Annotated in this window: 28 protein-coding genes; 7 read left to right on the top strand and 21 right to left on the bottom strand. The window is 60.6% G+C overall.

Features of this window, described 5'->3' with window-relative positions:
- The first annotated feature begins 305 nt into the window (after nucleotides 1-305).
- The 6 genes from RR42_RS07215 to RR42_RS07195 are packed head-to-tail and all read left to right on the top strand — an operon-like array spanning nucleotide 306 to nucleotide 2,502.
- Nucleotides 306-632, top strand: a complete 327-nt coding sequence (locus tag RR42_RS07215; protein ID WP_043345184.1) for a hypothetical protein — start codon at nucleotides 306-308, stop codon at nucleotides 630-632.
- Nucleotides 629-1,006 (top strand): hypothetical protein, encoded by a 378-nt coding sequence (locus tag RR42_RS07210; protein ID WP_043345183.1) that lies wholly within the window; start codon nucleotides 629-631, stop codon nucleotides 1,004-1,006. The genes RR42_RS07215 and RR42_RS07210 overlap by 4 nt, the downstream gene beginning before the upstream one ends.
- Nucleotides 1,003-1,407: a Lar family restriction alleviation protein gene (locus RR42_RS38310; protein ID WP_082054823.1), complete on the top strand. Its 405-nt coding sequence runs from the start codon at nucleotides 1,003-1,005 to the stop codon at nucleotides 1,405-1,407. Before RR42_RS07210 ends, RR42_RS38310 begins: the two co-directional genes overlap by 4 nt.
- Nucleotides 1,404-1,820 carry a hypothetical protein gene (locus RR42_RS07205; protein WP_043345181.1) on the top strand — a complete coding sequence of 139 codons (417 nt, stop codon included), beginning with the start codon at nucleotides 1,404-1,406 and terminating at the stop codon, nucleotides 1,818-1,820. The genes RR42_RS38310 and RR42_RS07205 overlap by 4 nt, the downstream gene beginning before the upstream one ends.
- Nucleotides 1,817-2,065: a hypothetical protein gene (locus RR42_RS07200; protein ID WP_043345179.1), complete on the top strand. Its 249-nt coding sequence runs from the start codon at nucleotides 1,817-1,819 to the stop codon at nucleotides 2,063-2,065. The genes RR42_RS07205 and RR42_RS07200 overlap by 4 nt, the downstream gene beginning before the upstream one ends.
- A 38-nt stretch (nucleotides 2,066-2,103) precedes the next feature.
- Nucleotides 2,104-2,502, top strand: coding sequence for an ASCH domain-containing protein (locus tag RR42_RS07195; protein WP_043345178.1), 399 nt, complete (start codon nucleotides 2,104-2,106; stop codon nucleotides 2,500-2,502).
- Between the two features lies 1 nt (nucleotide 2,503).
- Here the strand turns inward: RR42_RS07195 and RR42_RS07190 are convergent, their stop codons facing one another.
- From RR42_RS07190 to RR42_RS07095, 17 genes are all read right to left on the bottom strand, one after another.
- Complete coding sequence (locus RR42_RS07190) at nucleotides 2,504-2,773, bottom strand: hypothetical protein (protein WP_043345176.1); 270 nt, start codon at nucleotides 2,771-2,773, stop codon at nucleotides 2,504-2,506.
- A 66-nt stretch (nucleotides 2,774-2,839) separates the two neighbouring features.
- On the bottom strand, nucleotides 2,840-3,361 hold the full coding sequence (locus RR42_RS07185; protein ID WP_052494501.1) for a hypothetical protein: 522 nt from the start codon (nucleotides 3,359-3,361) through the stop codon (nucleotides 2,840-2,842).
- Entirely contained in the window at nucleotides 3,358-4,047 is a 690-nt protein-coding gene (locus tag RR42_RS07180; protein WP_144409769.1) for a hypothetical protein, read from the bottom strand. Before RR42_RS07180 ends, RR42_RS07185 begins: the two co-directional genes overlap by 4 nt.
- A complete protein-coding gene (locus RR42_RS07175; RefSeq protein WP_043345174.1) occupies nucleotides 4,026-4,349 on the bottom strand; it encodes a hypothetical protein in 324 nt (107 codons plus the stop codon). Before RR42_RS07175 ends, RR42_RS07180 begins: the two co-directional genes overlap by 22 nt.
- A complete protein-coding gene (locus RR42_RS07170) occupies nucleotides 4,346-4,657 on the bottom strand; it encodes a hypothetical protein (RefSeq protein WP_043345172.1) in 312 nt (103 codons plus the stop codon). The genes RR42_RS07175 and RR42_RS07170 overlap by 4 nt, the downstream gene beginning before the upstream one ends.
- Nucleotides 4,658-4,898: 241 nt before the next feature.
- Complete coding sequence (locus RR42_RS07160) at nucleotides 4,899-5,681, bottom strand: hypothetical protein (RefSeq protein ID WP_043345169.1); 783 nt, start codon at nucleotides 5,679-5,681, stop codon at nucleotides 4,899-4,901.
- Between the two features lie 11 nt (nucleotides 5,682-5,692).
- Nucleotides 5,693-6,502, bottom strand: coding sequence for a hypothetical protein (locus RR42_RS07155; RefSeq protein ID WP_052494500.1), 810 nt, complete (start codon nucleotides 6,500-6,502; stop codon nucleotides 5,693-5,695).
- Between the two features lie 72 nt (nucleotides 6,503-6,574).
- Nucleotides 6,575-7,288, bottom strand: a complete 714-nt coding sequence (locus tag RR42_RS07150; protein WP_043345167.1) for a hypothetical protein — start codon at nucleotides 7,286-7,288, stop codon at nucleotides 6,575-6,577.
- A 27-nt stretch (nucleotides 7,289-7,315) separates the two neighbouring features.
- Nucleotides 7,316-9,178, bottom strand: a complete 1,863-nt coding sequence (locus tag RR42_RS07145; RefSeq protein ID WP_043345165.1) for a hypothetical protein — start codon at nucleotides 9,176-9,178, stop codon at nucleotides 7,316-7,318.
- 9 nt (nucleotides 9,179-9,187) lie between these two features.
- The gene (locus RR42_RS07140) at nucleotides 9,188-9,811 is read right to left on the bottom strand and encodes a hypothetical protein (RefSeq protein ID WP_144409768.1); all 624 of its coding nucleotides are present in this window, start codon (nucleotides 9,809-9,811) and stop codon (nucleotides 9,188-9,190) included.
- Between the two features lie 30 nt (nucleotides 9,812-9,841).
- Nucleotides 9,842-11,530 carry a hypothetical protein gene (locus RR42_RS07135; protein ID WP_043345162.1) on the bottom strand — a complete coding sequence of 563 codons (1,689 nt, stop codon included), beginning with the start codon at nucleotides 11,528-11,530 and terminating at the stop codon, nucleotides 9,842-9,844.
- 318 nt (nucleotides 11,531-11,848) lie between these two features.
- Entirely contained in the window at nucleotides 11,849-12,313 is a 465-nt protein-coding gene (locus tag RR42_RS07125) for a hypothetical protein (RefSeq protein ID WP_144409767.1), read from the bottom strand.
- Nucleotides 12,314-12,381: 68 nt separating this feature from the next.
- On the bottom strand, nucleotides 12,382-13,650 hold the full coding sequence (locus RR42_RS07120) for a hypothetical protein (RefSeq protein WP_144409766.1): 1,269 nt from the start codon (nucleotides 13,648-13,650) through the stop codon (nucleotides 12,382-12,384).
- 301 nt (nucleotides 13,651-13,951) lie between these two features.
- Nucleotides 13,952-14,350 (bottom strand): hypothetical protein, encoded by a 399-nt coding sequence (locus RR42_RS37640; RefSeq protein WP_144409765.1) that lies wholly within the window; start codon nucleotides 14,348-14,350, stop codon nucleotides 13,952-13,954.
- 111 nt (nucleotides 14,351-14,461) lie between these two features.
- Nucleotides 14,462-15,358, bottom strand: a complete 897-nt coding sequence (locus RR42_RS07105) for a hypothetical protein (protein WP_144409764.1) — start codon at nucleotides 15,356-15,358, stop codon at nucleotides 14,462-14,464.
- Nucleotides 15,359-15,383: 25 nt separating this feature from the next.
- Nucleotides 15,384-15,893 carry a hypothetical protein gene (locus RR42_RS07100; protein WP_043345153.1) on the bottom strand — a complete coding sequence of 170 codons (510 nt, stop codon included), beginning with the start codon at nucleotides 15,891-15,893 and terminating at the stop codon, nucleotides 15,384-15,386.
- Nucleotides 15,893-16,384, bottom strand: a complete 492-nt coding sequence (locus RR42_RS07095; protein ID WP_043345151.1) for a hypothetical protein — start codon at nucleotides 16,382-16,384, stop codon at nucleotides 15,893-15,895. The genes RR42_RS07100 and RR42_RS07095 overlap by 1 nt, the downstream gene beginning before the upstream one ends.
- Before the next feature lie 210 nt (nucleotides 16,385-16,594).
- On the opposite strand from RR42_RS07095, the gene RR42_RS07090 reads away from it, so the two are divergent.
- Nucleotides 16,595-16,993, top strand: coding sequence for a DUF4431 domain-containing protein (locus tag RR42_RS07090; RefSeq protein WP_043345150.1), 399 nt, complete (start codon nucleotides 16,595-16,597; stop codon nucleotides 16,991-16,993).
- 24 nt (nucleotides 16,994-17,017) lie between these two features.
- Here RR42_RS07090 and RR42_RS07085 read toward each other — a convergent pair whose 3' ends face one another.
- The 4 genes from RR42_RS07085 to RR42_RS07070 all read right to left on the bottom strand — a co-directional run bounded on the left by RR42_RS07085 (nucleotide 17,018) and on the right by RR42_RS07070 (nucleotide 24,264).
- Complete coding sequence (locus tag RR42_RS07085; protein ID WP_144409763.1) at nucleotides 17,018-19,240, bottom strand: hypothetical protein; 2,223 nt, start codon at nucleotides 19,238-19,240, stop codon at nucleotides 17,018-17,020.
- A gap of 3 nt (nucleotides 19,241-19,243) precedes the next feature.
- Nucleotides 19,244-20,053 (bottom strand): hypothetical protein, encoded by an 810-nt coding sequence (locus tag RR42_RS07080; protein WP_052494498.1) that lies wholly within the window; start codon nucleotides 20,051-20,053, stop codon nucleotides 19,244-19,246.
- Between the two features lie 2 nt (nucleotides 20,054-20,055).
- The gene (locus RR42_RS07075) at nucleotides 20,056-21,621 is read right to left on the bottom strand and encodes a hypothetical protein (RefSeq protein WP_052494497.1); all 1,566 of its coding nucleotides are present in this window, start codon (nucleotides 21,619-21,621) and stop codon (nucleotides 20,056-20,058) included.
- Between the two features lie 180 nt (nucleotides 21,622-21,801).
- Nucleotides 21,802-24,264, bottom strand: a complete 2,463-nt coding sequence (locus RR42_RS07070) for an LPD1 domain-containing protein (protein WP_043345147.1) — start codon at nucleotides 24,262-24,264, stop codon at nucleotides 21,802-21,804.
- Between the last annotated feature and the right edge of the window lie 7 nt (nucleotides 24,265-24,271).

Here is a 24,271-nt window from a genome sequence, read left to right as displayed (position 1 = left end):
GCCACATCGCAGACCGCAGGCAAGAGTTGCTTGACCGCTTCTACGTCGAGCATGGTCCTTGCTGTGCTGGCTGTGACTGGTGGCGATGGACCAATAGCTTGGTTGGGGAATGCCGCAAGTCTGCGCCAGTTTCGGGGGCAGACAGGTTTGCAATTCTCGGAATTCGTGTATCGAGCATTACCCCGGACGCAGGTCACATCATGACGCCGCGCGAACACCACTGTGGCGACTTCAAAGACGAATTTAACTGGGGCGACCTGCCCCCCCGCATATCTGCGGAAGATCGGACATAGGATGGAGAGGTCATGAGTCGAATCGCTAACCACCGCGCGCTGGCCGAGGCCATGCAAGCACTGGTGCGCGCCGCCGAGCCGAAGGTGGAGCACTACGCCAAGCTGCTGCCGGCACTGGCCCGCGTTGTCTCGGATGACGTGGGCGAGGAAATGATGGTCAAGCTAGAGCCAGTCGGGGAACGCCTGTACACAGCCAGCGAGCTCGATGCCGCCCGCGCCGAGGCCCGCGCGGCGGCGCTGGAGGAAGCGGCCACGATCTGCGAAAGCCCGGACGCCATCGATGCTGACGACTGCGCCGCTCTTATCCGCGCCGCAATCGCCAAAGGAGCGGGGAAGTGAGCCGCGATCCGAACGCCGGAAATTACCAGCGCCTGGCCAAGCAAGAGTTTTCCATCGCCGAGAAGGTGCTAGCCGGCGCTGGCGGCCGTCTCCAATGGGGCACCAACGACTACGAGGCATTCCGCTTCGTTTCGCCGGATGTGACGCTTATCTTCTACCCGCACAAGACCAGCGGCACCGGCAATACAAGCATCCGTGTGCGCGACCAGGCGAGCAAAAAGAAGGGCAAGGCCGCCCATCTGATGGCGCTGCTATATGTAGGCGCTGGGAACAACAACACCTTCTACTGGAAGGATATGGAATATAACACCGTCCACCGCGTGGCTCAGTCTGCCGGGCTGGAATACGGTTGGGCCGCCAAGGAGGCAGCATGACTGAGCGCGCAGAGCGGCTGGAGCCGTGCCCGTTTTGTGGCGGAGAGCCCGAACTTCGGCCTCAGGGCAACAACCACACGCGCAGCCGGAAATTGACAATAAAGTGCAAAGGATGCCGTTTCCAATTGACCAATGCTGCGATCCGACACGGATTCGATTGGCTGGAGAAGATAACCATCGATGCCTGGAACCGCCGAGCGCCCACAGAGGCGGGGGTGCCAGATGGGTATCGGCTGGTGCCGGTCGAACCGACACAGACCATGTGTCAAGCCATGCAGGAGAAGCTGCGCGAGTGGCCTCGCTACCCTTTTCGCGTCGCTCCGGTATATCAGGCTGCTCTCGCCGCCGCTCCCGCAGCGCCAAAGCCCACCGGCCAAGAGCCGGAAGGCGGTGCAGCATGAACCCACGAATCTACAAAAAGCATGCGAAGCGCGCCATTGAGCTGCTGCGCTCGCACGGCGGATGGGGCCGCGACATGGACTCTGACGTGTTTGGCCACGATCCGACGGAGGGCGATCACCCGGGCTGTATCGGTGCGCTCAAGGGTACGCCAGTAATCGGCTACATGAGCGGCTACTACGAGCCTGAGTACGAAGAGCACTGCCCGCTCGACCTATGGCTTGAGTGCCATTACTGGACATACGTCGTCCCTGAAGGATTCGATGGCAACTGGCGCGACGTGCCGAAAGTAACTCTGCAGCTGCGCCGGGAGCGGATTAGCACGAAGGCGATCGCACCAGGCTGGCGCTGGCGCGGTGGCGTGGCCACCCGGATCAAGGCGGGGCACCAGGCTCTGCAAGGGGGTGCCGCATGACTCAGCAAGCCATCCAAATCGCGGCAAAGCTGTATGAGGTGCGCGACACCATCAAGCGCCTGCTCGGCGACCGGTACCGCGAACGCATGGACGAGCTCGGAAGCGCGCTGCAGAAGATCGCGGCGCGCAAGGGCAAGGACGTCCTCATGACTGCGAAGGAAATCTGCTCGGATCCAGGTATGACCGGGATGGAGATTGGCCAGATCATGGCCGCAGCCGTAGAACTTCTGGAACCCACACAATGAGCACGCCAGCGCCCGTGCAATCGTCAAAGGAAAAACCAGTGAAGGTACTCTCCGTGCGCCAACCTTGGGCCTGGCTCATCGTCAACGGCCACAAGGACATCGAAAATCGCACATGGCCAACTAAGTACCGAGGCCGTCTGCTGATCCACGCCAGCAAGGGCATGACGCGCGCAGACTACGAAGCCGGGATGGCTACCGCGTTGGCAGTCGGATTTCGCTCCTACTTCCCGCGTGATCAGGACCTAGAGCGCGGCGGCATCGTCGGCATTGCCACCCTCACCGACTGCCTGCGCGACAGCAGTTCACCCTGGCATATGCCAGACTGCTGGGGCTTCAAGCTTACCGAAGCCCGCCCTATCCCACTGATGCCGATGACAGGACGTCTTAACATCTTTGACGCACCGCAGGAGATCATCGCGGCCTTGGCTAGAAGCTGACTCATGGCGGTGCCGCCAAGAATAGATCGATCGCACCCCGTCCGTAGTGAAAGGCAGCTTGCTCGGCAGCCGCCCGGGTGAAGTAGTCCTCCAAGGACGGGGCATAGACCGGCTCCTCGTCCGGTTGGGCGGAAAAGCGTATCTCCACCAGGTAGCCCCACTTCTGACCAGGCGGCGAGGTCTGCCGGCCAATCTCCACCACCTCGAAAGCTAGCGCGTGAACAAACATCCCGCGATAGCTATGAGATACCCACTCGAGTCGATTCCCCATGGCCCTCTCCTAGCAGCACATGGGAAGCCTAGCATGCGCCCCCGAGAGGTCAAGTTGGGAACAAGCCTATTTGGCAGCCTCTTCCCTGGCTTTCTGCAGGTTCACGTAGAAGTCACGCAGCCCTAAGGCCTGCTCGCGCCATTGCCTTGCGACTGAGGCGTTGAAGGCATCGGCTTCTGCGACTTCAGAGAGCGGAACTCCGGAGGGTTCTCGGTCAGAATCGGCGGGAGGTCCGGCAGGCTCACCTGCCCAGGCGGCGTGGTATGACCGCACGAAGCCAGCATTGACAGTGCAAGCAGAATCGTCGCTCGGCGTAACATACTTCGGGACCTCCTTGATGATCGTATCGCCCTTGGCCCGGACCGTCACAATTCGGTCTCGCCATTTCGTCTCAGTTACCGTGACTACCTTGGTCTGGGCTTCGACCACCTTCACCGCCGTCGTGGCTTGCTTGGCGACATAGTCGGCATGTTCTGCGCCCTGGATCCTCTCGCCATCCAGACGCCCGAGCACGTAGACCGCCAGCAGCGCCGCAACGATGAAGAGCGCCCGCGCCCAACCCGGAATGACATAGCCAAGCACGTTCATGGACGCTCCATAGGGCCGACGTACTTCGGCATGCGCGCCTCCACCCTGCCCGGGTAGCGACTGTTGATCTCACAGAATGACTCGCCGTACTGGGCTGCCTTCTTCTGTGACTGAGGGCACAAGCGTTCCAGATGCCCGAACCACAGGTGCGATTCACAGCCTGACGTGGCCTTGCACGTATTGATGCGTTTGAGGACTGACCCACCGCCGCCGTTGTAGCTGGCAGCGTTACAGGCCTTAACCTCACGATTTCCACGCATCCACGCCGCACACTGCCGCTCGTTAGCCTTGAGCTTGAGAATCACGCCACGCAGCTGGTACTCGGCGTTGTAGCAATCCGACCAGGACCAGCCGGCCAGAGAGCGATCCAGGCGGCGCGTCTCCGCCAGCGCATCAAACCGGACCGAGCCGTCCGAGTTGAGTGCCTTCGTGAACTGCCCGAGCCCGCAGCCGAGCTCACGCGACGTCCGCAGCGTGGCCCGCAGCTTCCAATTGCTCTCCTGCTCGATCAGAGCCGGTGGCCAAGCGCGAGGCTGCAGGTCCGGCCAGTAACGCGCGATCTCACCTTTGAGTGTGGGCAGATAGCGATCCGCATCCCCGGGAAGCTTCTGGGCCTGTGCCTGCACCCCAAATAGCAGCGCCAAGGCCAGAAGAACCCGAGGCATCACAGCGCGAAGATGATCCATACCAGGATGCCCACTCGGAACATGACGGAGAACGTCTGCACAGCGAAGACCATGGCCGCGCCGCTTGACTCCTCGGCCGCTTTGCGCGCGATGGCCTGGTGATCGATATCCGGACTGAAGATGACGCGTGCGAGGAAGAGCGACAGTTCGATCCAGTAGAGCACCGCCAGCGCCGGCAAGACACGCGCGACCTCGGGCACACCGGTCAGCATTGTGAGGGGCTGGAATGCAAGAAAGGCCACGATCGTGAGAGCCGCCGACCAGACAACGCGCGGGAGAACCCGCCAAAGCAAACCCATCATTTTGTACTCCTGTCGCCGGTAGAGTGCCGGCCCTCAAGTTGCCCAATACGCAGATCCTGCAGGTCATTGACCCGCTTCTGGTCGTAGATGTCCCGGATCACGTTGTCGATACGGGCATCCCGGTCATCCATACGCCGCTCGAGCTTCGTAGTCTGGGTGATCAGGATGTCCAATTTTGCCGACTGGTTGAACACGGCCCAAAGCGCGCTAGCCAAGAAGGCAATCACTGCGACCGTGGACGAAATAAGCCATGACAACGGCAGCTTGGCGTCGATGATCTTCTGAGGCTTGGTGTCCTGGTTGTCCAAATCGACTCCAATGGTTATGCGCTACCCCTTCTTGGCCAGCGCGTTGCTTAGCGCCCCGATAGCGCGAATCATCACGTCCATACGGGCGATCAACGCGGCCTGGAGTTTGAGTTCCGCTTCCCTGGACTTCCTGTGATCGGTGTACGCCTTCGAGTCAAAGAATCCTTGGGCATCGGATACCCCTAGCCGCAGCGCTTCGGGATACGATGTGCTCGAATATAGGGGCATGCTGGCGGCCAACTCACTCAAGTTTTCCGACCAGGTCTTTCGCAAAGTCTGAGATGCAGGAACCAACTGGAAATCGTGCCGGGGGAAGTGCCGATTCCCCCGCCTCCGCTTCATTAACCGGCATCACGATCACGCCTTGATCATCGAACTCGATTTGAAAGAGGTGGTCGAGATCACGCTGACCGAACTTGAATGCTGCAAGCAACTGTACGAAGTCGGACTCTGGATAGCCGGCAAAGACGTGTATCCGCTGCTGTAGCCAATCGGCGAACGTGGACGGATCGGCTACCGCGTCGGGCACCTCCTCGTCCCCACGCCGCAACTGCGCCCCCATCGCACCGACAAGCCAGTGGAACCGCCCGGAGATGGAGTCACCCATCCCCCCTTGAAGGTTCTCGATTGCTTCCGCTGCCGCACCGATGAGTGGCACGAGGTGCCACTTGTCTCCGCCTACCTCATACGCCTCGGAGGCCTGGGGCGGCATGTCTTTTGCCGTATCAAGATAGTTCGAGTAACGGCCTCCGCCACCCACGGCGAAATCGGGGCCGTCATCGCTCACATGGGCCAGATAGTGGCCGACGACAAACATGCGTTCCTGCACCGTCCAGGCGCGGGGATCTGCCACTTGCGCTGCAGTTTGTGCGTCTGCTTTTTCGACAACGCGTGTGAGGAAGTCCGTTGTTCCCGCTTCGAAACGGCTCGCCGGCACCGAAGCCAAGCGAATGGCGTCCGCGATCGAGATCTCCCGGAGTAGCACAGAAAGCCGGCGGGTGCGCAATGCTGAAAAGTTGACCATCGTATGTCCTGTTATGCCGCCGGTCCGACGTCGGTACCTGGCGCTGCTATCCGCTGGATGTCATCCCTATCGAGGGCGGTCAGCGTCGCAATCGTCATTGGGACCAGCAGCTCTGTGTAGTAGCCATTGCTCGCCACAGGGCTGTTAAGCGGCTCACCAATGTTCTCGATCACCATCGGCGCATAGGTGCGGCGCTTGTACTGAAACCCAATGAGCTGGGGTGCCTGAGACGGCAGCAAAGCCTTGAGGTATCCCGTCACGCCCTCTGCGCCCGCAGCGCGCTTGATGATGCTGTCTGAGCTCAACTTCTTAGGCAGTGCCCAACTCATCAATTGCTGGAAAGGCTGCTCGACCTCTTTGTACGGATCAGCATAGGCACGGAAGAGCGCCATGCAGGTGATCTTGACTGGAGCCATTCCGGTGAAAATCTGAACGCTGTTGAGCTTTGTGATCCCGGTTCGTCCCTGAAATTCCTGCAGGGTCGTTTCAAGGGAGGACTGGTCATTGAGCGCCTGCCGCTGCTTATCCTTGTCGGTCCCGATCCGAGCATTCGTCAAGTCGTTCATCACGGTGCTTAGCGCCCCCGACTGAAGCATTGCGAACAGCGCCGGAGCCTTCGTGTCAGGACTGGCCTGCTCGAACGGCGACTGCCAGTTCAAGGCGATATCCGTGTTCGCGTCCAGCAACGGTGCATGCACCTCCACGGAGTCGCCGGAGATCCGGTACCCCTTGCTGTCGACCGCATAGAACTTCGCGATCAGGTGCTCGCTGAGCCCATCCCACCTGGACGAAAGAATGTTGCCTGCGCCGCTGTCGGCCATACCTAAACCCTATGAAAACGGGCTGCGCCTGGTGAAGCGCAGCCCGCGTGGCACATCGGAATTGCCGACGGCTTACTTGGCCAGCCCTTCGTTCCGCAGCGACTTGAGCCGGCGCATCATCGCGCCTGCGGTATGCGCCTTCTTCTGGGCTTTGCGGATGGCCAGCTTCTGCTTGGCCGAGAGTTTCACCTTGCCGGACATGCGCTTACGGATGCGGACACGTTTTCCGTTGCGAACGGCGGTCTTCATCTTGTAGACGGCATCCAACTTGACCGAGCCGTCATCGTCGTCCCCATCAAAGGCGAACGAATCGATGTCCTCTGCGGCTGCGTCATCGCCGTCCGGCAGGATCGACACCAGCAGGTCACGGATACGGCCGGCCGCGTCGGGGTCCCAGTCGTTCAGGAGCTTGTCGGCATCGTCTTCGGACACGCCCTTGTCCGTCAGATAGTCCCAAGCCGCTTCCAGGGCCAGATTGAGGACGGCTTGCTCATCGTCGTCCATCTCCTCGTCGTCCTGGTCAGGGTCAGCGATGCCGATCAAGGTCGCGAGCAACCTATCGGCGAGGCTTTCGCCTTCATCCAGGTCGTCATCAGCGGTTTCGACCCACTCCTGCAGCGCGGCGGCGACTAGGACGGCGATATTGGTCAGCGCATAGCTGGCCGCATCGTCATCTGCGTCAGCGTCGAGCACGCTGTCCAGCACGACGCCAGGCGTCTTTGGCTTCTCCTTCTCCGCCTTGTCGGCCTTCATGGCGGCACGGAGGCTCTGCGTCAACGGGTGCATATCAAAATCCTCTCTTCAATTGGCCGATTAGCGGGACAGCGTCTGGGTCACCGTGATCTGCCGGGTCGTCCCGTCGTAACGGAGCGAGTACGTGACGACTACGTTGTCAGCCGGCTTGATTTCACTGCGCTGCACCAGGTACTTCGCTGCCGCCCCGGCGAGATCAACACTCGGGATAATCCAGCCGGACGATTGGGCATCTTCGAAGAGCTTTTTCAGGAAGTCATTCATCTTCTTGATGGTGACTTCAATGGGCAACTGGATTGCTTCCTTACCGAATCGGGTGATCCAGTCGTCCATCGTTGCAGACATCTCGGCGACCGAGATGAGCTTCTTCATCGATACGGCTGTCTTCGCATTGGTCAGCGAGTCCGTGAAGACATATCGCCCGCCACCGTTGTAGACCTGGAACAGGACCGGATTGATCTTCGCGGTCGCAAGGTCGCTCAACTCCTGGCCGGTTTCGTCCGGCGTGTAGATCTGGATGATGCCCGTGCGATCCAGTGGCCACTCTTTGCCGGCGATGGGAAAGTTCTTCGGTGCGAAGCCTTTCGCATTGGTCTGAGCGTTCCGCGCGCAGGCCCGGGCGATGTTGAAGGTCGACGTCCCGATCACCGACTTGCCGTTCAGGCCAAGCGGATCGTCGCTTTTCAGCGGTGCCCAGAAGGCATGGCAGTAGTGCGAATCGAGGTTCAGTTGCGCGATCCACGCAGCAGCGGCATCCGGTGTCAGCGTACCCGGCACGTCGTACTTGAAGGGTCGGTTGGTGTCGAATGCGAGTTGCGCGAGTTGGGACAGGAGCGCGATCGACTGGGAACCGCCGCTCGCGATGTAGCCGTAATCGTACTCGGTCCGCTTGAGGCGGGAGATTGCGCTAGCATAGTCGGCGGTCGCGTAGCCGGTGCCACCTTCGGAGAAGTACGCCAGTACGGCGGAGGTGGCCCACTTGTTCAGATTGCTTGCATCGCGCCCGTACGCATCCGAGTCCGGCGGAATCGACGCGCCGACACCGACGGTGACGACAACGGCATCGGTCTGATTGCTTACGACGTCCGGCAGATACAGGCTCTGGCCGTAGTCGTCCAGCGCCGCTGGGTCAAACGAACCCTGGAACTCGTAAAGGATGTTCCCATCCTTGTCCAGCAGGCGGAGCGTCACGAGTGGGTTCGCGACCAGGGTACCCGTCCCGTCCTTCACCGCGTCAGCATGCAACGCCAGCTTGATGCCGTCGTTGAAGCACTCCAGATGCTTCACGGAAACCAGGTACTGCCCACCTGGAACCGTCGCAGAGGTTGCAAATGCGGTTGTCGTGGCGGAAGGGTTCGGCACAACCGTCAATGCCGGCGCGGACGTATAGCCGCTACCGGCATTCGCGACAGTTACGGACGTGATGACGCCCGCGACGATCACAGGGTTCAGCACCGCACCGGAGCCAGGGCCGCCAACCGTGACCGATACCGAACCGGAATACCCGGTACCGCCGTTAGTCACCGTAACGCCGGTGATGACACCACCCGCGACGGTCGCCGCCAGAACTGCTCCGGTCCCTGCAGGTGCCGTCGTCTGCGTGATGTTGATGAGCTGTAAAACCGCCGCCGACGTAACCAGGCGGGCGATTACCGCCTGGTAGGCACCTTTGTTGAGCGCCTCGTAGACGTGGATGTGAGCCTCGTTCAATGCCGAGGCACGCAAGGACTCGCCAGCGCCGAGCCGCGTCTTGAAATTCCCCGCGTTTGCCCGAAACGCCTTGTCAATGCGGCCCCGAGTTGCGCGCATTGCGATGCCGAAGACCTGGTCGGAGTTGTCCGGCGCAAAGCCGTCCGTGTTATCACGCAGGGGATTCAGCTGGATACCCGGCTGCGCGCCAAGTTGTCGGGTAAATGCTTGCATACCTTCCCCTTAGTTACCGTCCGCCCCGGAGTCCGGCGCGTCGGCTTGTTCGATCGTCAGCGGTTCTTGCCAGCCATGCATCTCGGCGATGGCAGCGATGTCCGTGGCGAACCGGATCAACTGATCCACGTCTTTGAACGAAACCGTATCCGAGGTCTTCCCCGCTGGTTCAGCGTTGCCTGCGAGCTCAAGCCCGACCTCCGAGAACACGACTTGCATCGGCGTGTTGTTGGTGATGCGGAACCACTTAGGAAACTCGGGGACCGCATAGCCCGGAGCATCCGCTATGGATGGCGCAGCAAGCGACGGCGAATCTTCGATCACCGGCACCGGAGGAACCACTGGGGATAGAGCGGCATCGATGACCTGCCCACCCAGAGTCGCACCGTCTTGTTGGCTGGCATAGCCTTCAGGGGCGCTGCCCCCGTTGCTACCACCCACCACTTCGGAGCCAGCGCCTTGGCCATCCACCGAAGCCACTACTCCACCGCCGGGCTCAAGACCACTGGCGGTATCGCCGCCACTTTCGCCGCCAGCATTGGTACCCTCGGAGATGTCCGCTACTCCGTCCCCTTGCTCAGCCGCATCCTTCCCAGATTGGGAAGGAGCGCTGGCACTGCCTTTCTTGGCCATGCTTGCACCCCTTCTTATGGTTGGCGCTGCTTAGAACAGATTGGTGACGTTGAAGACTGCGCAGCCGAAAGCCGACGGCACGTGCGGGTTCACGCTCGTGAACTGACGCGCGTAGAAGGCCGAGCCGGACATCATCTCGCGCGTGAACGGGGTGGGATTCACGGTCGGCGGCACGGCATCCCCCAGGACGAACGGGCAGCGAGCAACCTGCGATGAGCGGCCGATCGCAAGGATCGTGGCGGTAGCCGAACCCTTCGCCCCGACAACTACCTTGGGGCTGTAGTACACCTCGTACATGCCGAACAGGCGGCCGACGCGGTAGATGCCGGGCTTCGCCAAGATGCCGGACGGTTCGAAGATGTCCGCCGGCAGAGCTTGCCACTGCGCGACGATGTTGATCGGCACGTAGAGGTGAGTGATACCGTGATCGATGGTGTCTTCGGCCATCTTCTGCGAAGCGGCACCCAAGACGGCCGAGAAGTCCTGCCAGATGGCAGCACGGCTCTTGTACACGCCCTTGGCGGCCCAGCCGAAGTCGAAGTTGTTGACGTTCTGCACCGAGCCGATACGCAGGGCCTTCCGCAGCACATCGTAGTGACGCTCGTTGGATGCTTGGTACCGGACCGCCAGCATGGATTCGGCGGCGGGATCCAGACCCAGTTCATTCGAGAACTGGGTACGCGCGTCGATGGTCTGCTCGGTCAGCACGCGCCACGGCGATGCGAACAGTTGGAACGGCGTGGCATTCGTGTTGATCACCGGCGTGGTGCCCGGCGAGCGCTCATAGTCGATGAAGCCTTCGACCACGACCGGCGTGTTGGCCGGCAGTGCGCTGCTCGGGGTAACCTTGACTACGCCCGTATCCGGCGCGACGGTGCCGGCCAGATTGTAGGTGGTGCCAGCAATCACGATGCTGCCGCTGATCGGAGCGGTGGCCGGGGAACCGACCTGCTTGACCTCGAAGGCAACCGGCAGGCCATTCACGTAGACGATCAGGCGACCACGCATCAGCTTCACCGGCGTGGCTGCCTGATCGCAGGTTTCCGGGGTCGCCTGGACTTGAGTCAGGATGCCGGTGTACGAACCGGTGTCCGCGCCCGAGCTCTGCAGCGTGAGCGCATGCACGCGAGCGGACGAAATGTACGAATCGCCGCTGTTGACGCCGTCCATCAATTGATCTTGCGCGTAGCCGCCGTACAGGTTGCCGGCGGTGTGCGACACGATAACCAGCTTGGCTTCGTTCGAGCCGATATCGGCGGGCAAGTAGTTGGCAACCGGGATGGCCTCGGCCAGCGCGGCGGTGATCGCGATCACCGCGCGATTCGGTTGCAGCGAAAGCGGGTCGCTACCGGTAGAGCTGGCAGAGTCCAGCGAGTACTTCTTGCGAGCTTCCTCGGTCGTTGCGTAGCCTTGGTGGAGCGCCCACTCGATCACGTCGGCAGTGGGTGCCACGCCGTGCTGGGCTTCGAACGAGGCGACGCCGTCCAGCACGCCCTTGATGACCTTGGCATCCTGGCCGGCGGGCAGTTCCTCCAGGATGGCGGCCAGCGCTTGAGGGATCTCGATGCCGTTGGACTGGCTCTTGATGCCAGCGACGAACTCATCGGCTGCGGCCGAATCGAACGTGCCGGGCTTGGCCTGGGTCTCGCGCAGGCCCTCGACAAATTGTCCGATCTGCGCGGTCTTCGCATTGCTGTACTGTGCGCCTTGAGTTCGCATTGTTTCCTCTCTCAGATAGTTCAGATTTACGCCTTGGCGCAGGCGAATCCCGCGCAACCGTTACAGAGACAATTTTGCGTACTGTCAAGCGCTACGAAGGTGCTCGTTTTCCGATTTCACCGACCTTCCCTAGCACGGGATGCCAGCCACTTCTCAAAGTCCTCACGGCATTCGGTACAGCAGAAGAGCAGGCCGGCACCGATCGGCTCGTCGCAGTTGTAGCAAGCCTTGCATGGCGGCAGGCTGGAAGTGGAACGAGCCTTTCTGATGCCCTCCTGAGCCTGGTCATCCTGAAATCCGTCTGCCAGGTCGGCCACGTCAGGCATCGATCGCCTCCAGCTCCTTGTGAGCGAGATCGATGGCTTCATCCAGCCCGGCGAGCTTCTCCTTGAGCGCCACCTCGATCTTCGGGACTGCCATCCGGATGCTCGGCGGCAAGACTGCCCGAGCCTTCGCCAGGGCCGCTTGGAACTTCGCTCGCCCGGAGTCCATCGCGCTCACCATCTCCGTCACGGCCTTCTCTTGATCACTCTGGTTCTTGATGGCCAGTGCCTTGCCATTGAGGCTGACCTGGTAGATATCGCCCGTCTGCTTGACGAACATCGTGATCACCTGGCCGTCGGCAAAGGTGAGGCTCATTTGGCGATAAGACACGCCGGCGGTGCGACGCACCTTGGGATCGACTGTGGTCTGGACAACCTGCTCACCCGCGCGGGCAAAGTACCTCACCAAGGCCTTGGTTGCCTTGCTGCTATCGGTCATGTCTTCGAAGCTGAAGATCACGTTTCCTGCCATAGTCGCACCCCGCATCACGCTCATCATTTGATGAGCCCAATGCTAGATGGGCTGCTCTACCACGGTCCGTCCGGATTTCCAGGCCATGGTCCCTTGGTCACCATGTACGTCTGGATTTCGACTAGCCGCTGATACTCCTTTAGCTTCATGATGTAATCGTCACCCGCCGCCGAGTAGCTCTGATAGTCCGGCTTGGCGTGCAATTGGGCCTCAACTACCTTGAACTGTGCCTCAGCCTCTGGCGAGGCAGCCCGGTTGTTCTTTAGCGCGTAGAAACCGTTCGCATCCAGCCAAGGCTCCAGTTGATCTCTGGCTGTCGTGCGCACCCCTTTTGCCTGGATGGCTGCTTGGCCGGCGGCCTCGCACTGCGCCTGAATCGCTCCTAGCTGGACCTGGCTACATGAGGTCGGAGTATGAGCGGTAGGTGCTGGCACTGCTGCCTTTTGGTCTACCTTCCCGCTCGGCCCGTCATACGCCAAGGTGGTCGGCTTGCTTTGCGCACTCATCCACCGGGACGAGCCGGCATCTGCGACCCCAAATGCAGGTCGCGACGGAATCGACGTGGGCTTTACCGTCCGCTGAATCACCTCTTGAACCGCTGTCGGCTGTGGCGCAGAACAGAAGCGTGCGAAAGACATTGCCTTGAGCGATGCCATTCCGTCGGCATACTTACTCTTGGCAATCGCCATTTGCCCATCGATACCGGACTTCCCAGAGGCTGCAAATGTTGCCAGGCTCCCTGCAGAGCCCGTTAGAGAATTCAGGGCTCCTGCATTTTGGTTCACGAATGCGGTATAGGCCGGATTTGGGATGGTTTGGCCCGGGTGCTCAGGATCAGGGATAGTTGCGGAAGGAAATGCAGCGGCCAACGAGCCGAAGACCTGCCCAGGGCTCCCGCCCCCGACCCCTGGAATACCAGTCGCAACAGACGACATAGCGGACACGGTCGACTGGAGCAAGGAGGAAGCCTGCGCAGTGACGGTATCGATGACGTCAAACGTCGCGAAGTACGACGAGAAGGAGGCGGAACCGGCTGTGGACGCCATGCCTCCACCGTCCATCTCCATTTTCTTTTCAAGCACGTGAACGGCCTTCATTGCCGGCAGAGCAAACGGAAGGCTAGATATCAGCGAAGCGCGGGCGGCGGAGATTGCTGTAGCCATCGCGGCCATGCCGCTGGCCGCGGTTGCGAATGATGGCATTGCCGCTCCCACGCTAGCTACAGCTGACGACATGGACGACACCGCATCCACGTGCTGCGACACGTTATCCACAAACGCCGATCCGTCCTTGAAGGTAGATACGAAGTCAAACAAACCCATCATGCATCCTTCACGATCTCTGAGCCGCTCACAACCACCCCCTCGCCGCCTTCCTGAACTGCCACTGGGTCACCGACCCGGACCAGTCCAATACCGTCCGCCAGAAGGACGTCGGACCCTGCCAACGCCACGATTGTGTGCCCGCAGTCCGTATGCCCGATATCGCCAACGCGTACCAAGCCGGCCCCATCGGAACCCAATGTCCCCGACCCCGTCGTGAATGTGGCAGTGAATTCGACGGGCGTAGGGTGAGCTCGGCAGATGCCTTGTGCAAGATCTCCGATTCGCGCGAGCTCGGCCATGTCTATTTCGAGTTGAGATTGATTGTTGTGGCGCTGATCGTTGCCTCACCATCGCTGCTCACGTTAGCCTGGCCTCCTGCAACTACTTCAGCATCGCCGGAAGCGCTTACCTTTGCATTGACGCAGTTGATCCTGACGTCAGCCCCTGTGCTCGTAATGGTGATGTGTGAACCAGCGATTGCATTCAGGAGAGTGTCCGCGTTGATCTCGACGTTAGGATGGTGCCAGCGTCTCCATCCTACGGAGTTCGCAGAACGCGGGTTGCGCCACCCCGTGATGATCGGAAAGCGTGGATCGCCGGCCTCAAATGCGAGCCAGACCAGATCGCCGTCAAGAATCTCAATCTCGGTGGGGTTCATTCCTCTCGACTTATCGCCAATCGGATACTCGATCTCAGCCACGGGCAACTCCTGTGCACCATCTGTGATGCCGGGGATCTCGACGCGACATGTCCGGGAATCCGGGTCATACCCTCGGACGATGCCGGGGAGGCGGGATGGAAGCATCACGGCCTATTCCTCCACAGAGCCAAGCCAGAACTTGGAGTAAGTGTTCGCCGCAGAGCCGTCGGTCCCGCTCTGATAGACGTGCGCGGCTGTAACTACCGGATACGGCGTGTTCTCCACCAAGATCAGGTCGCCTGCATTGATCGCCGGGGCATAGGGGGACTTGAGGGTCTTCCGTTGCACTAGGACCCGAGTCATATTGGTCAGGACGCGCGTGTCCTGGCGCGGGATGTACTGAGCGGCACGCGCCTTGTTCCGGTTGCCGAAGACAAACCCGCCACCAGGATCGATTGAATAGAAGAATGGGACCTCGTGCCTCTCCATGAACCCGGAAGAGATGTCCTCCAGCGTGTCCGCCGGGAGCTGAGCCACCGGCTTCTTCTTAAGCAGGTCAGGTAGGCGGATGAACTGGAGCCGCTTACCGTTCCAGAAGACTGCCCCACCCTCCTCCTGCAGCGCCTGCGCAATTCGGAACGTAGGCACATCGCCGACGTACGAGGCGAAGCGGTCAACTGTAAAGTCGGAGTCGATTTGCACGGTCGCGCCACACGCCCGGTAGATTTCGCCCAACGTTGCACGGCTCTTGATCACCGCCGTCTTCCGCCGGAACGAAACCTTGTGGCAGGCGTCCAGCAACGCGATGAATGAAATCTGCCCATATGGTTGGCTACCCTGCACTGCAGTCACATCCTTGTCCAGGGAGTTTGCGACGATGCGAAAGGCCAACTGGTCGCGGCCCGCATACACAATCTGGTCTTCCTGAATGCCTGGTAGAAACCTCTCATCCAGGCGAATCGTGCCCTCGAGCGTCACCGGTACCGGCGCGGCATCCGTTCGGAGCACCAGGGATACAATTTGGTCTCCATTGAGGAGTTTGGAAGGTGAACCGATGGAGAGATTCAAGTTAGGCCTCGTCCGGGCGGTACTTCTATACCGAGATCACCGGCTGAACGAACGCTGCCCGCTTGATATCCATCTCAAGCTGGGAGATCTCCTGGTTAATCTCAGATGAAGAGCGGCCGTAGACATCGACCCCAAGATTGCGAGAGGCCTCGAGATGCAGCGAGTTCTCCCGCTCGACGTACAGCATGAAGAGCGGACGGATCAGGGACCATTCGCTCTGTGAGATGACCGTGCCGGCTTCCACCCAGTCCACCGGAGCGAGCGGCTTGCCAGGCTCAATTTTTTTTGCCGGCAGGGGATACATGGGCCAGCCATACAAGGGCAGGAACGGATACAGCTCCTGGGAAGAGTCTGCCGGCGGCGCGGCATCCACGGACGCAGGCGGTAACAGGCTCTTTACCGGCCCGTGGCCGGCATAGAATCGCGCGGCTGCCACGGCCTGTGCGGCAACCGTATCCGCGTCCAGCACGACGCCAACCGGCCTCTCCGTCTGGTAGAAGAGGCCGGCCAGGTCAGCTAGCGTCTTGTCAGCCATTAGGTGATGTTGCCGACGATCTTCTCGCCGAAGTAGTGGAAATACATGGTTCCGCTGATCGTCAGAATCTGAGAACGGTTCTCGAAGTCCCGGTCCTGGATGTCCGTCTGGATGAAGCAGTCCTTGAGACGGTGGTAGAACCGGTAGCGATCCGGAGTTCCCTCATACGCCTTGGCATTGAACCGCGCACCTTGGGCAATCAGCCGGATGAGCATGTTGGATACGCTACCAAGGGAGGTTTCCATCAGGGTAATCTGGCCCTGTAGGTTGACCTTGACCTGTTGCGGCTGCCACATCCCGCCACCTAGCGGAGTGGGGACTTCGATTTCACCGGCCGGCGAAATGGTCGGCCACGGAAAGCTCTTGGTCAGGAGCCACATGTCCTCGAAACCCTCGATTTCGAAAGCGCCGTCGCTCGAAACAGCCTTGTCACCCATCGCCCGCGTGGTGTCGTAGAAGCCATTCAGATAGGCTGCGGTGTTTACGCCCATAGACCCTCCAGCGGTATATGCGTTTGTCTACCGTGGATTTTGGATGGCTCAACTACCATGACCGGACGCTGTTTTCCGAACGCGTTTGCGAGCCTAACCCAACCAAAGTGGGGTATAGCGCAGTCAGTAGCCGTATGCCGGTGATGTAAAGTCACAAACTTGCCGGGCAAAACGCCAAATTGGGGCCGGCTTGGCTTGATGCGAGGATCCATGATGCAACGCCGTCTCCGTGCCGCCTTACTTTCTGTCGCTCTTCTTGCCGCTGGGGCCCAGCGACTGGCCAACGCCGAGCCAATCCGCTATGAGCCGCAGGTCGTGACGGTCCATGGGAAGCTGCTGTCAGCACCCGGTGCAACGCCAGATGGCAAGAAACTTACGTTCCCAGCGATCCAACTCGACTCGCCTATCACAGTGGAAGGTGACCAGGAATCGCCAACTGAGCGAGGCGTCGTGCTCATGCACCTGGTTCTGAATCCCAGGATGATGGAGAGCTTCAAGAGCCTGAAAGGCCAGCCGGCCACCATCACCGGTTCACTGTTCCACGCTGATAACGGCAATCACCAGACAAACGTGTTGATGACGCCGGCTCAAATCCGGCCAGCCAAGTAGCTGGCCGTACCGATCGATCCCAAGTTACGGGCTACTGAGCCCGCCTGTCGCAATGCGGGCGATCTTGCTATCGCTGAGGTTTTGCCCAACGTCTCCCTTCTCTTGCGTCACCCTGATCTCTTGACGAGACGTGGCTGGGATTGCGGTCAGAGGGGACAACGCCGGAGCATCGGCGATTTTCGGCATTGGAACAGCGGTGTTGACTGAGACGGTTGGCGCCGAAGCGACAACCGGTGTACCAGGCACCCCGCCGGCAGCCAGCACGGGAACGCCACTCCGGCCCTTGATCACAGTTTTCCCGACCTTGTATCCCTCCACCTTTTGCATCGCATCCAGAATCACGGTTCGCTGTGCGGGCGTGTAGTCGGACATCTTCAAGTCCTGCCCTCCTACCGATCCAAGGACCGAGCGCTGGTAGGCGGCCGTATCGTTCTCCGAAGCAGGGGCGTAGCGGGAAATTGCCTGCGACAGGGTGAGGTTGCGATACGACTTCCCATCGAAGATCAGGGACTCCTTCGCCTTACGGCCTGAACCGTAGTCAGGGAATATGGCGAATCGTCCATCCGAGCCAATGGCTCCGTGCTTCTTCGCGAAGTCCCCATACTCGATATTGCCAGGGTTGTTATTGCGCCAGTTGCGCGCCCCCGATTGCTGGACGACTGAACCATCCCCCCGTTCCACGACGTTGAAGCCAGCTCCAGTCTGAACAATCCGCTTGATTGCGTTGGCCGCCGGTTGGATCACCTCTTGGTTAGCCCACTCCGCTGCACTTTTGGTCGCCGAAGAAATTTTGTCGAAGAAATCCCCACCATAGTCGATAGCCTTCTTGGCGACTTCCTTGGCTGCGTCCATAACTGCTGGCACGTCTACGCCGAACTTCGTCTTAATGAGTTGCGTGACAGCGCCCCATGAATCGGTGATGTTCTCCGCAACGTTCTTCCAATCCACCTCAGCGAGCCAACCACCCACTCGGGAGCCAACCTTCTCGCCGATGATGCCGCCGATCACCGTCCCCACAGGCCCACCAAGGAAGGTCCCAAGCGCACCGCCTGCGATCGCCCCGACACCAGCCCCACCGCCCTCGAACCGACTACGCCGGTTTTCCTCGGGGCTAGCGTTCGCGTCGTCACCAAACCCGAGCATGCTATAGAGAGCACTGCCGCCGGCCAGTAGTCCGCCGAGGAGTGGGATTCGCCGCAAGAGTCCACTCTTTCGCCCGAACTTCAGCAGTGCGCCCAGGCCGCCACCGACGGAGCCAAGGAGGCGGCCAGCAATGCCAAGGCCAGGGATCTTGGACAACATCCCGCCGAGCAACCCCGACCCTGATCCGGTGCTCGTACGTTGCTCGATATCCTTGAGTTTGCGGAGCTCGGCCTTGTGGAAGGATGAGTCATCTCTGCGCATCCCCCTCAACTCGCCCAAGATGCGCCGGTACCACGGCACCGCCCGGTCCGAGCTACGGCTGAAGAGTTTCCCGATGCCACGGCCTACCGGAGATGCGATCGATTGCACTTCCTTGAGCGCGCTAATCGTAGGATCGATCTCCGGCGCGGAGGCAACGACGCCCGATGCCGTTCGTACCCGTCCCATCACTCGGGAAAGCAACGAGACCGCTTCGTCCTCGCCCCGCTTACGACGACCACCCTTGCCGCTGGAGTCAGCTGGCTCGTCTTTAGCGCCATCTTCTAGCGGGCCGTCGCCATTCGTGGGCCCCTTTTTGCCGGCTCCGGCGAACCGCCCATTCTCTTCGCGCTTCTGCCCATCCACCGACCGCGCTGGCCGAGCCGGGGCCATTGCGGCATTCTGACGCCGAACCAGGTCCCAGTCGGTCTTCGCCTTCGGGCGCGCAGCCTCCGCCTTGGCCAGATCAATCGGCGGCTCCAAGTGGAGCGCCACTTTCGTTGACACGGGCGTTGCTGTTGGCTGCGCCGAACCGCCTCCCTTTGATAGGAACCGGCCACTAGAGTCGCGCTGGAGACTGCTATGGTTGGTGTTTCCTCGCCGCTTGGCGGGGGCAACCACCTCCTTTACAGCTTGAGCTACCTCGCGCTTCACCAGTGCGGGTACGGCGGTTGTGGACGATGGTGGGCGACGCTTCGCACTCGGAACTGCCGAGCCATGCCCGGCTGCCAGCGCCAGACGGAGCGCGCGGATTTCGACCAGGATGTCGTTCCAGACGTCCAGTGCCTTGCCCCACTCTACTGGTGCGCCAACCAGGAATCCGTAGGAATCGCTTTTGAGTGCCATGAATTAAGGAGGCAGGAAAGTATCGAACTGACTGAAGTTGAGGTGGATCTCTTGGATATTGTTGTCTCGTCGGGAGAGTTCCACCTCGGCTGTCGCCGGCCGCATCAGATACGTATCCTCGTAACCCAGCACGTTCGAACCATTGGTAATGAAGGCGTGCAGGATGCGAATGCGGACCAGGTAGTCGGCGGGAACCCCAACCGTCCCATCCCAGTTGACGGCCTGGCGCGCCTTCCACCGATACCACTCCTTGATCGTTCCGACGGTGTCGTCCATCGTGGTGATGCGCAGGTCGGTTGGATCAAACGAGTTGACGCCGTCCGTCGTGGCACCACCCACCCTGTGCTTCTCACCCGATACGCTGACAGGCGTGTAGCTCACGTCCGTGGCAAAGATGTTGAAGGCTCTGGGTCCGTCAGTTCCGAGGTAAGTCGGGCCGTCCAGCCAAACCGAAGCCGTAGGCGTAAGGTCAGAAATCTCGATCAGGAAAAGGTTCTTCTTGGCCAGATCAAGGTCACGGACATAGCCGTAGAGTTCCTGCGCATCCACCGGCGCGATGCCGCCAAAGACAGGCGTTGGCGTGAGCCAGTATTCCGCCTGGCTCGCCAGATCCGCACCGATCGGGAACTTGTCACGGATGAATCGCGAGTTGATGAGCGCCGACGCGGCACCCAACAGGTTCCCGCTGGCTACCTTCCCCAATACATTGCCAGCCGTCTGCAAGCCGGCGATGGCATTGGAGGGGATGCGCTTCTTAACCTGGCCGGCGATCTGCCCAAGCACCTGGTTAGAGACGAGATCGAATAGGCCCATGATTACTCATCATCCTCAGTCTCATCCGAGCCGCTGAGACGTACGCGCGGATCCCGTTTGCCGCGCGTATCGGGCTCATTAGCAATCTGCGAGTACATCTTGGCTTGGTCCTCGTCCAGTAACATCTGCTTCGTCAGGAAGTGCGAGATGAAGTCCTGCGACGCTCCCATGTCTTTCAGATCACGGATGGCCTGAATCAGGGACTGGCCGGCGGCCATGGCGTCCTGGCGCGTCCGTTGTCGCTCCGACTCGAGCGCGGAAATCGACCCATAGAAATTGATCGACCACGGGCGAGCACTCGGCAGGAACACCGTCCCATATCGGTGCATGGTGTGAATGTCGATGATCGCGTTGCAACAATCGGACAGCGCCCCCCGGATCACCCGCGCCCGCTCCGCCGCCTGGGCACTTGTACGGAAGAAGCCGCCGTCGCCCAGGCCGCCGGACAGGAGTTCAGAGAATCCAAGCATGGAGAGATCGGTGCCCAGCGCGCCGGAGAGCAGCTTGGCATGCAGCATCACGTCCTCGACGCTGATCGTGGCGTTGCGCCCGTTCTGCATCTGATCAAGACGGGTAATTTGCTTTTCGCCCCAGACCGGGATGATGTGGCGAATGCGCTCCATGACCGGCTGCCCGGTCTTCACAGCGTTCTCAGCGCGATCCTTGCTCAGCTTGAGCATCCCGATGATCGACGTCAGGAATTTCTCCTGCTGATCGGCTGTCATGGTCTCCAGATTGACGCCCACCATCTGCTCGTCAATCGAATCCATCCAGCGTTGGCCGACCAAACCCAGCAAGGAGGCCAGCAGGTTGTCGTAGGGCTCCTCGGCCTGGTAGAGGAACGACCCGCCAATGGATGCCGGCAGCACCGGCAACTTATCCATGTCGTTCTCGGTCAAGGCGGTCCGGAAGGCCTTCTCAACGATTTGGAACTGCGGCACCCACAGCGTGCGCGGCATCTTCAAGCGCGCGAGCTGGGAGATGTCCAAACGTTCGAGCATCTTGTCGCCGGCATAGATCATGAAGCCAACGGTTCTGGTGCCCTTCTCGTAGGGCTGCACAATGGGCGGGCGCACCAACTCGTCCACGTACAGGTCCCTAATACCCCCCCGGTCCGCATAGATGCGGGCGTACGAATCGCCAAAGACCGCGCCGTTGTAGGCCAGCGTGTAGGCAACCCGGTTGAACAGCGGAGCGAGATCGTCGTTGATCTCATCCACCATGTTGGCCAGACGCTTGTCTTTCTCGGCGGCGGGAGTCTTCTCAATGAAAACCACGTCGCCAGATGTTTCGTGCCCGCCAAGGGCCGACGTCACCAGCAGGCCGATTGCGCTGGAGATGATTGGATCACCCTCCATGAACGACCACTTCTGATAGATCTGCGCGCGCGAGCGGGCCATGCGCCGACCGCTGCCAAGCAAGGCGGAGATGGTCGTGCCGCCGTCATAGACGTAGGAGTCAGCGGTCGTTATCTCGGCTGCGTCACGCTGGGATGCCGAAAGAAGGCGCCTAGCAGACTGGCCGAATCGGCTGATCAAGCCCGGGCGCGAGGTAAGTTCTTTTGGCATCGTGGATTGGAGTCAGCTTCGTCAGCCTATTGTGTGGGGGTGGCCCCGGACGGCATGGCGTGGTTTTCCAAGGCAAAAAAATGCCCCGAGCAGTTTCATCAACCGGTCGGGGCCAACACCTTGAACGGCTCAAGTATGGGATAGCGTGGCTATTGTCCCGACCGCCGTTTTCCATTTTTGTTACACAGGGAGCAAATCGGGCTCCGCACCGGCGTCGACCTGCTGAGTCGCGCCAAAGATCGCGTCCAGCAATGTCGGGTTCACAGCGGCAGACTCGAATGTCTTGGCCTCACGGATGGCAGCGAACAGCCCATCGAACGCCGCATTGATCTGGGCCCGCTCATCCCCCTCCGGGTAGGGCTTCCACTCGAACCCTGTCAGCGGATCGACGTGGTACTTGTTATCGGCATAGACGCTCAGGTAGTCATTCTGCCGATCCTGCTCCGTCAGCCGGTCCTCGATCCAGGACTGGAATGCGCGCGCCGCGAGTTCATCAGTTTGCGACCAGTACTTGCCGATTTCGCCGTTGTCCAGTTGTCCGGCCCCGACGACGAAGTTCGATACAAGCCGACCAGTCTTCGTCCGGATGATGTTGACACCCTCCGGCGCGTAGTAGGCGGCGGCCAACGTTCGCCAACGCCTGTGATACGTGCTTCCCTTGGATCGGGTGTTCTCGACCGAACTGTCTACTGCGAGGACCGCATCAGTCGCGTTGCCCGCCTCCTTGATGGCACGCGCCATGTTGCTACTAGGCGAATCGACGTTGTACTTCGCGATCCTGACGTCCTTCTCCGTGAACTTGATCGATTCAGTGACCCGATTGTCGCCCTGGTAGATAGCACCAACGAGCGCTTTGGTCGCCTCCTTGATAGGTCCGTCCGGCAGCAAGTCCGGGTTGCTGGTCGCAAAGTCGCCCTTCCCAGTGGACTGCTGTGTCACCAGTTCCGCAAGCATGTTGTCCACAGCATGGAAGAATTCATGACCAAGGCAGCCGCCCCCACCCATTTTGGTAAGGTTGATCACGCGATGAACCGGCTCATAGTGAGCCCGCGCCGTATTCTTGCCGCCTGTACCGCGAGCTCCGAAAGCAAGCCCAAGACGTCCACCAAGGCCCAAGGCGTTGCCATCAATACCAAGCACGTCGGCCAAATCGGACATAGCGGCGGCGGTCTGCTCCACGTGAAATTTGGCGCTGTTTGGGTCCTTCAGCACCCAGTTTCCAGATTGGACATCCCGGAGGCCAAGCGCATCCTTGAGTGCTTGGGTGGAGGCAGCGGAGACCGCCCGGCCACCACGACGCGTGTAGGTATCCGCTACCCTCAACTGAAAGTTGATCTCCTGCTTGGTCGCCGTCCGAAGCGGACGATCCTTCTCCTCTGACCAAGCCCAGTCGGCAATCCGGCCTGCTTTTGCGTTGGTCACGTGGCCGGCAAAGGCGTCGGAGCCCTTGAAACTGCGGTAGTGCAAGAGCTTGAAGAACCGATCCCCGAAAGTCAGCCAGGCCCTGGTGACTGGGTTCTCGGTCAGGTTGCGAGCCTTAGCTGCCTGCTCGAGGTCGATCAGTTGACGAGAGAGGGCTTGCGCCTGATTGCGAAGCGACTCTACGATGGGCCTCTTTGCGTCCAGGGCCGAGGACCACTGCGCCCACAACTGCTCCGCCAGCGCTTGGGCGTTTGCCAGAGCCTCCTCGTGCTCCGGCTGGATCTTCCAGCCGCGCTTCTTGCGGCCCTCAAGGGTGTACTCGACTCGATATTGCTCGCTCTTGGCGGCCTGCGCTGCCTCGTACAGGCTGTTCGTGCTGTTCTCCGCATCACGAAGCTTTATCCGCACCTCGATCAACTCAGCGCGCCATAGTTCGTACTGCTCCGCCTCATCCGGCCTGAGGGTGGTGCCTCGGAGCTCATCGCGAATCTCCTGCAGCACCGCCATGACGGCATCGACAGTCAAGCAATCCTCGATACGTGCCCGAATCGTCTCAATCCCACGGGCGTAGTCCATGCGCGCCTGCGGCTTGTCCTCTGCCGGCTCTGGAGCAATCGACGCATATACCCTGTCGATGAGAAAGCCGGCTGCTGGATCCATCCCCGCTTCGCGCAAGGCCGCCCAATCCACCTTGCCAAACAAATTCGACTTGGTGATCAGCTCCTTTGCCTGACGCGGATTCTGCTCGATCTCCGACCAATCCACATCGGTAGCGCGCAGCATCTGCCCACTATCTCGCGCCACCCGGATCATCTCTGCTGCCCTTTCCTTGCGCGAGGCAGCAATATATCCCGTGTCCCGATAGCGGTAGTTCGGGCTATTGGGGTCGTCGCTCTCCTCCTCTGGCTGCACGCCAAGCGCGGCCAGGGCATCGCGAATCTGGACCGCAAGCCGAAGCCTCTCCAAGGCGTCGGCGTCACTGTCGCCCAGCCGGCTCAGATCTGCGAGATGAAGCCCGAGCCCTGCGCTGATCCGAAGCCGATCCAAGTCGGTACTGTCGAGCGCAACACCGCCACCCGAGGGCAGACTGCTGATCGCCTCTCCGACCTGGACCGGGATTACCAACGATGGCGGAGTAGGCGGTACATCTTCCGCCCCCTCAAGCACCACCGCGCCGGGAAGAATATCGGGCGGCGTATCCGTCTGGGTCATGATCTCCATCACCACT

It is taken from the genome of Cupriavidus basilensis (assembly GCF_000832305.1).
In the GTDB taxonomy this organism is placed as follows: domain Bacteria; phylum Pseudomonadota; class Gammaproteobacteria; order Burkholderiales; family Burkholderiaceae; genus Cupriavidus; species Cupriavidus basilensis_F.
The sequence above is the reverse complement of the archived record's forward strand: the minus strand, read 5'-3'. Positions and strand labels throughout refer to the sequence as shown.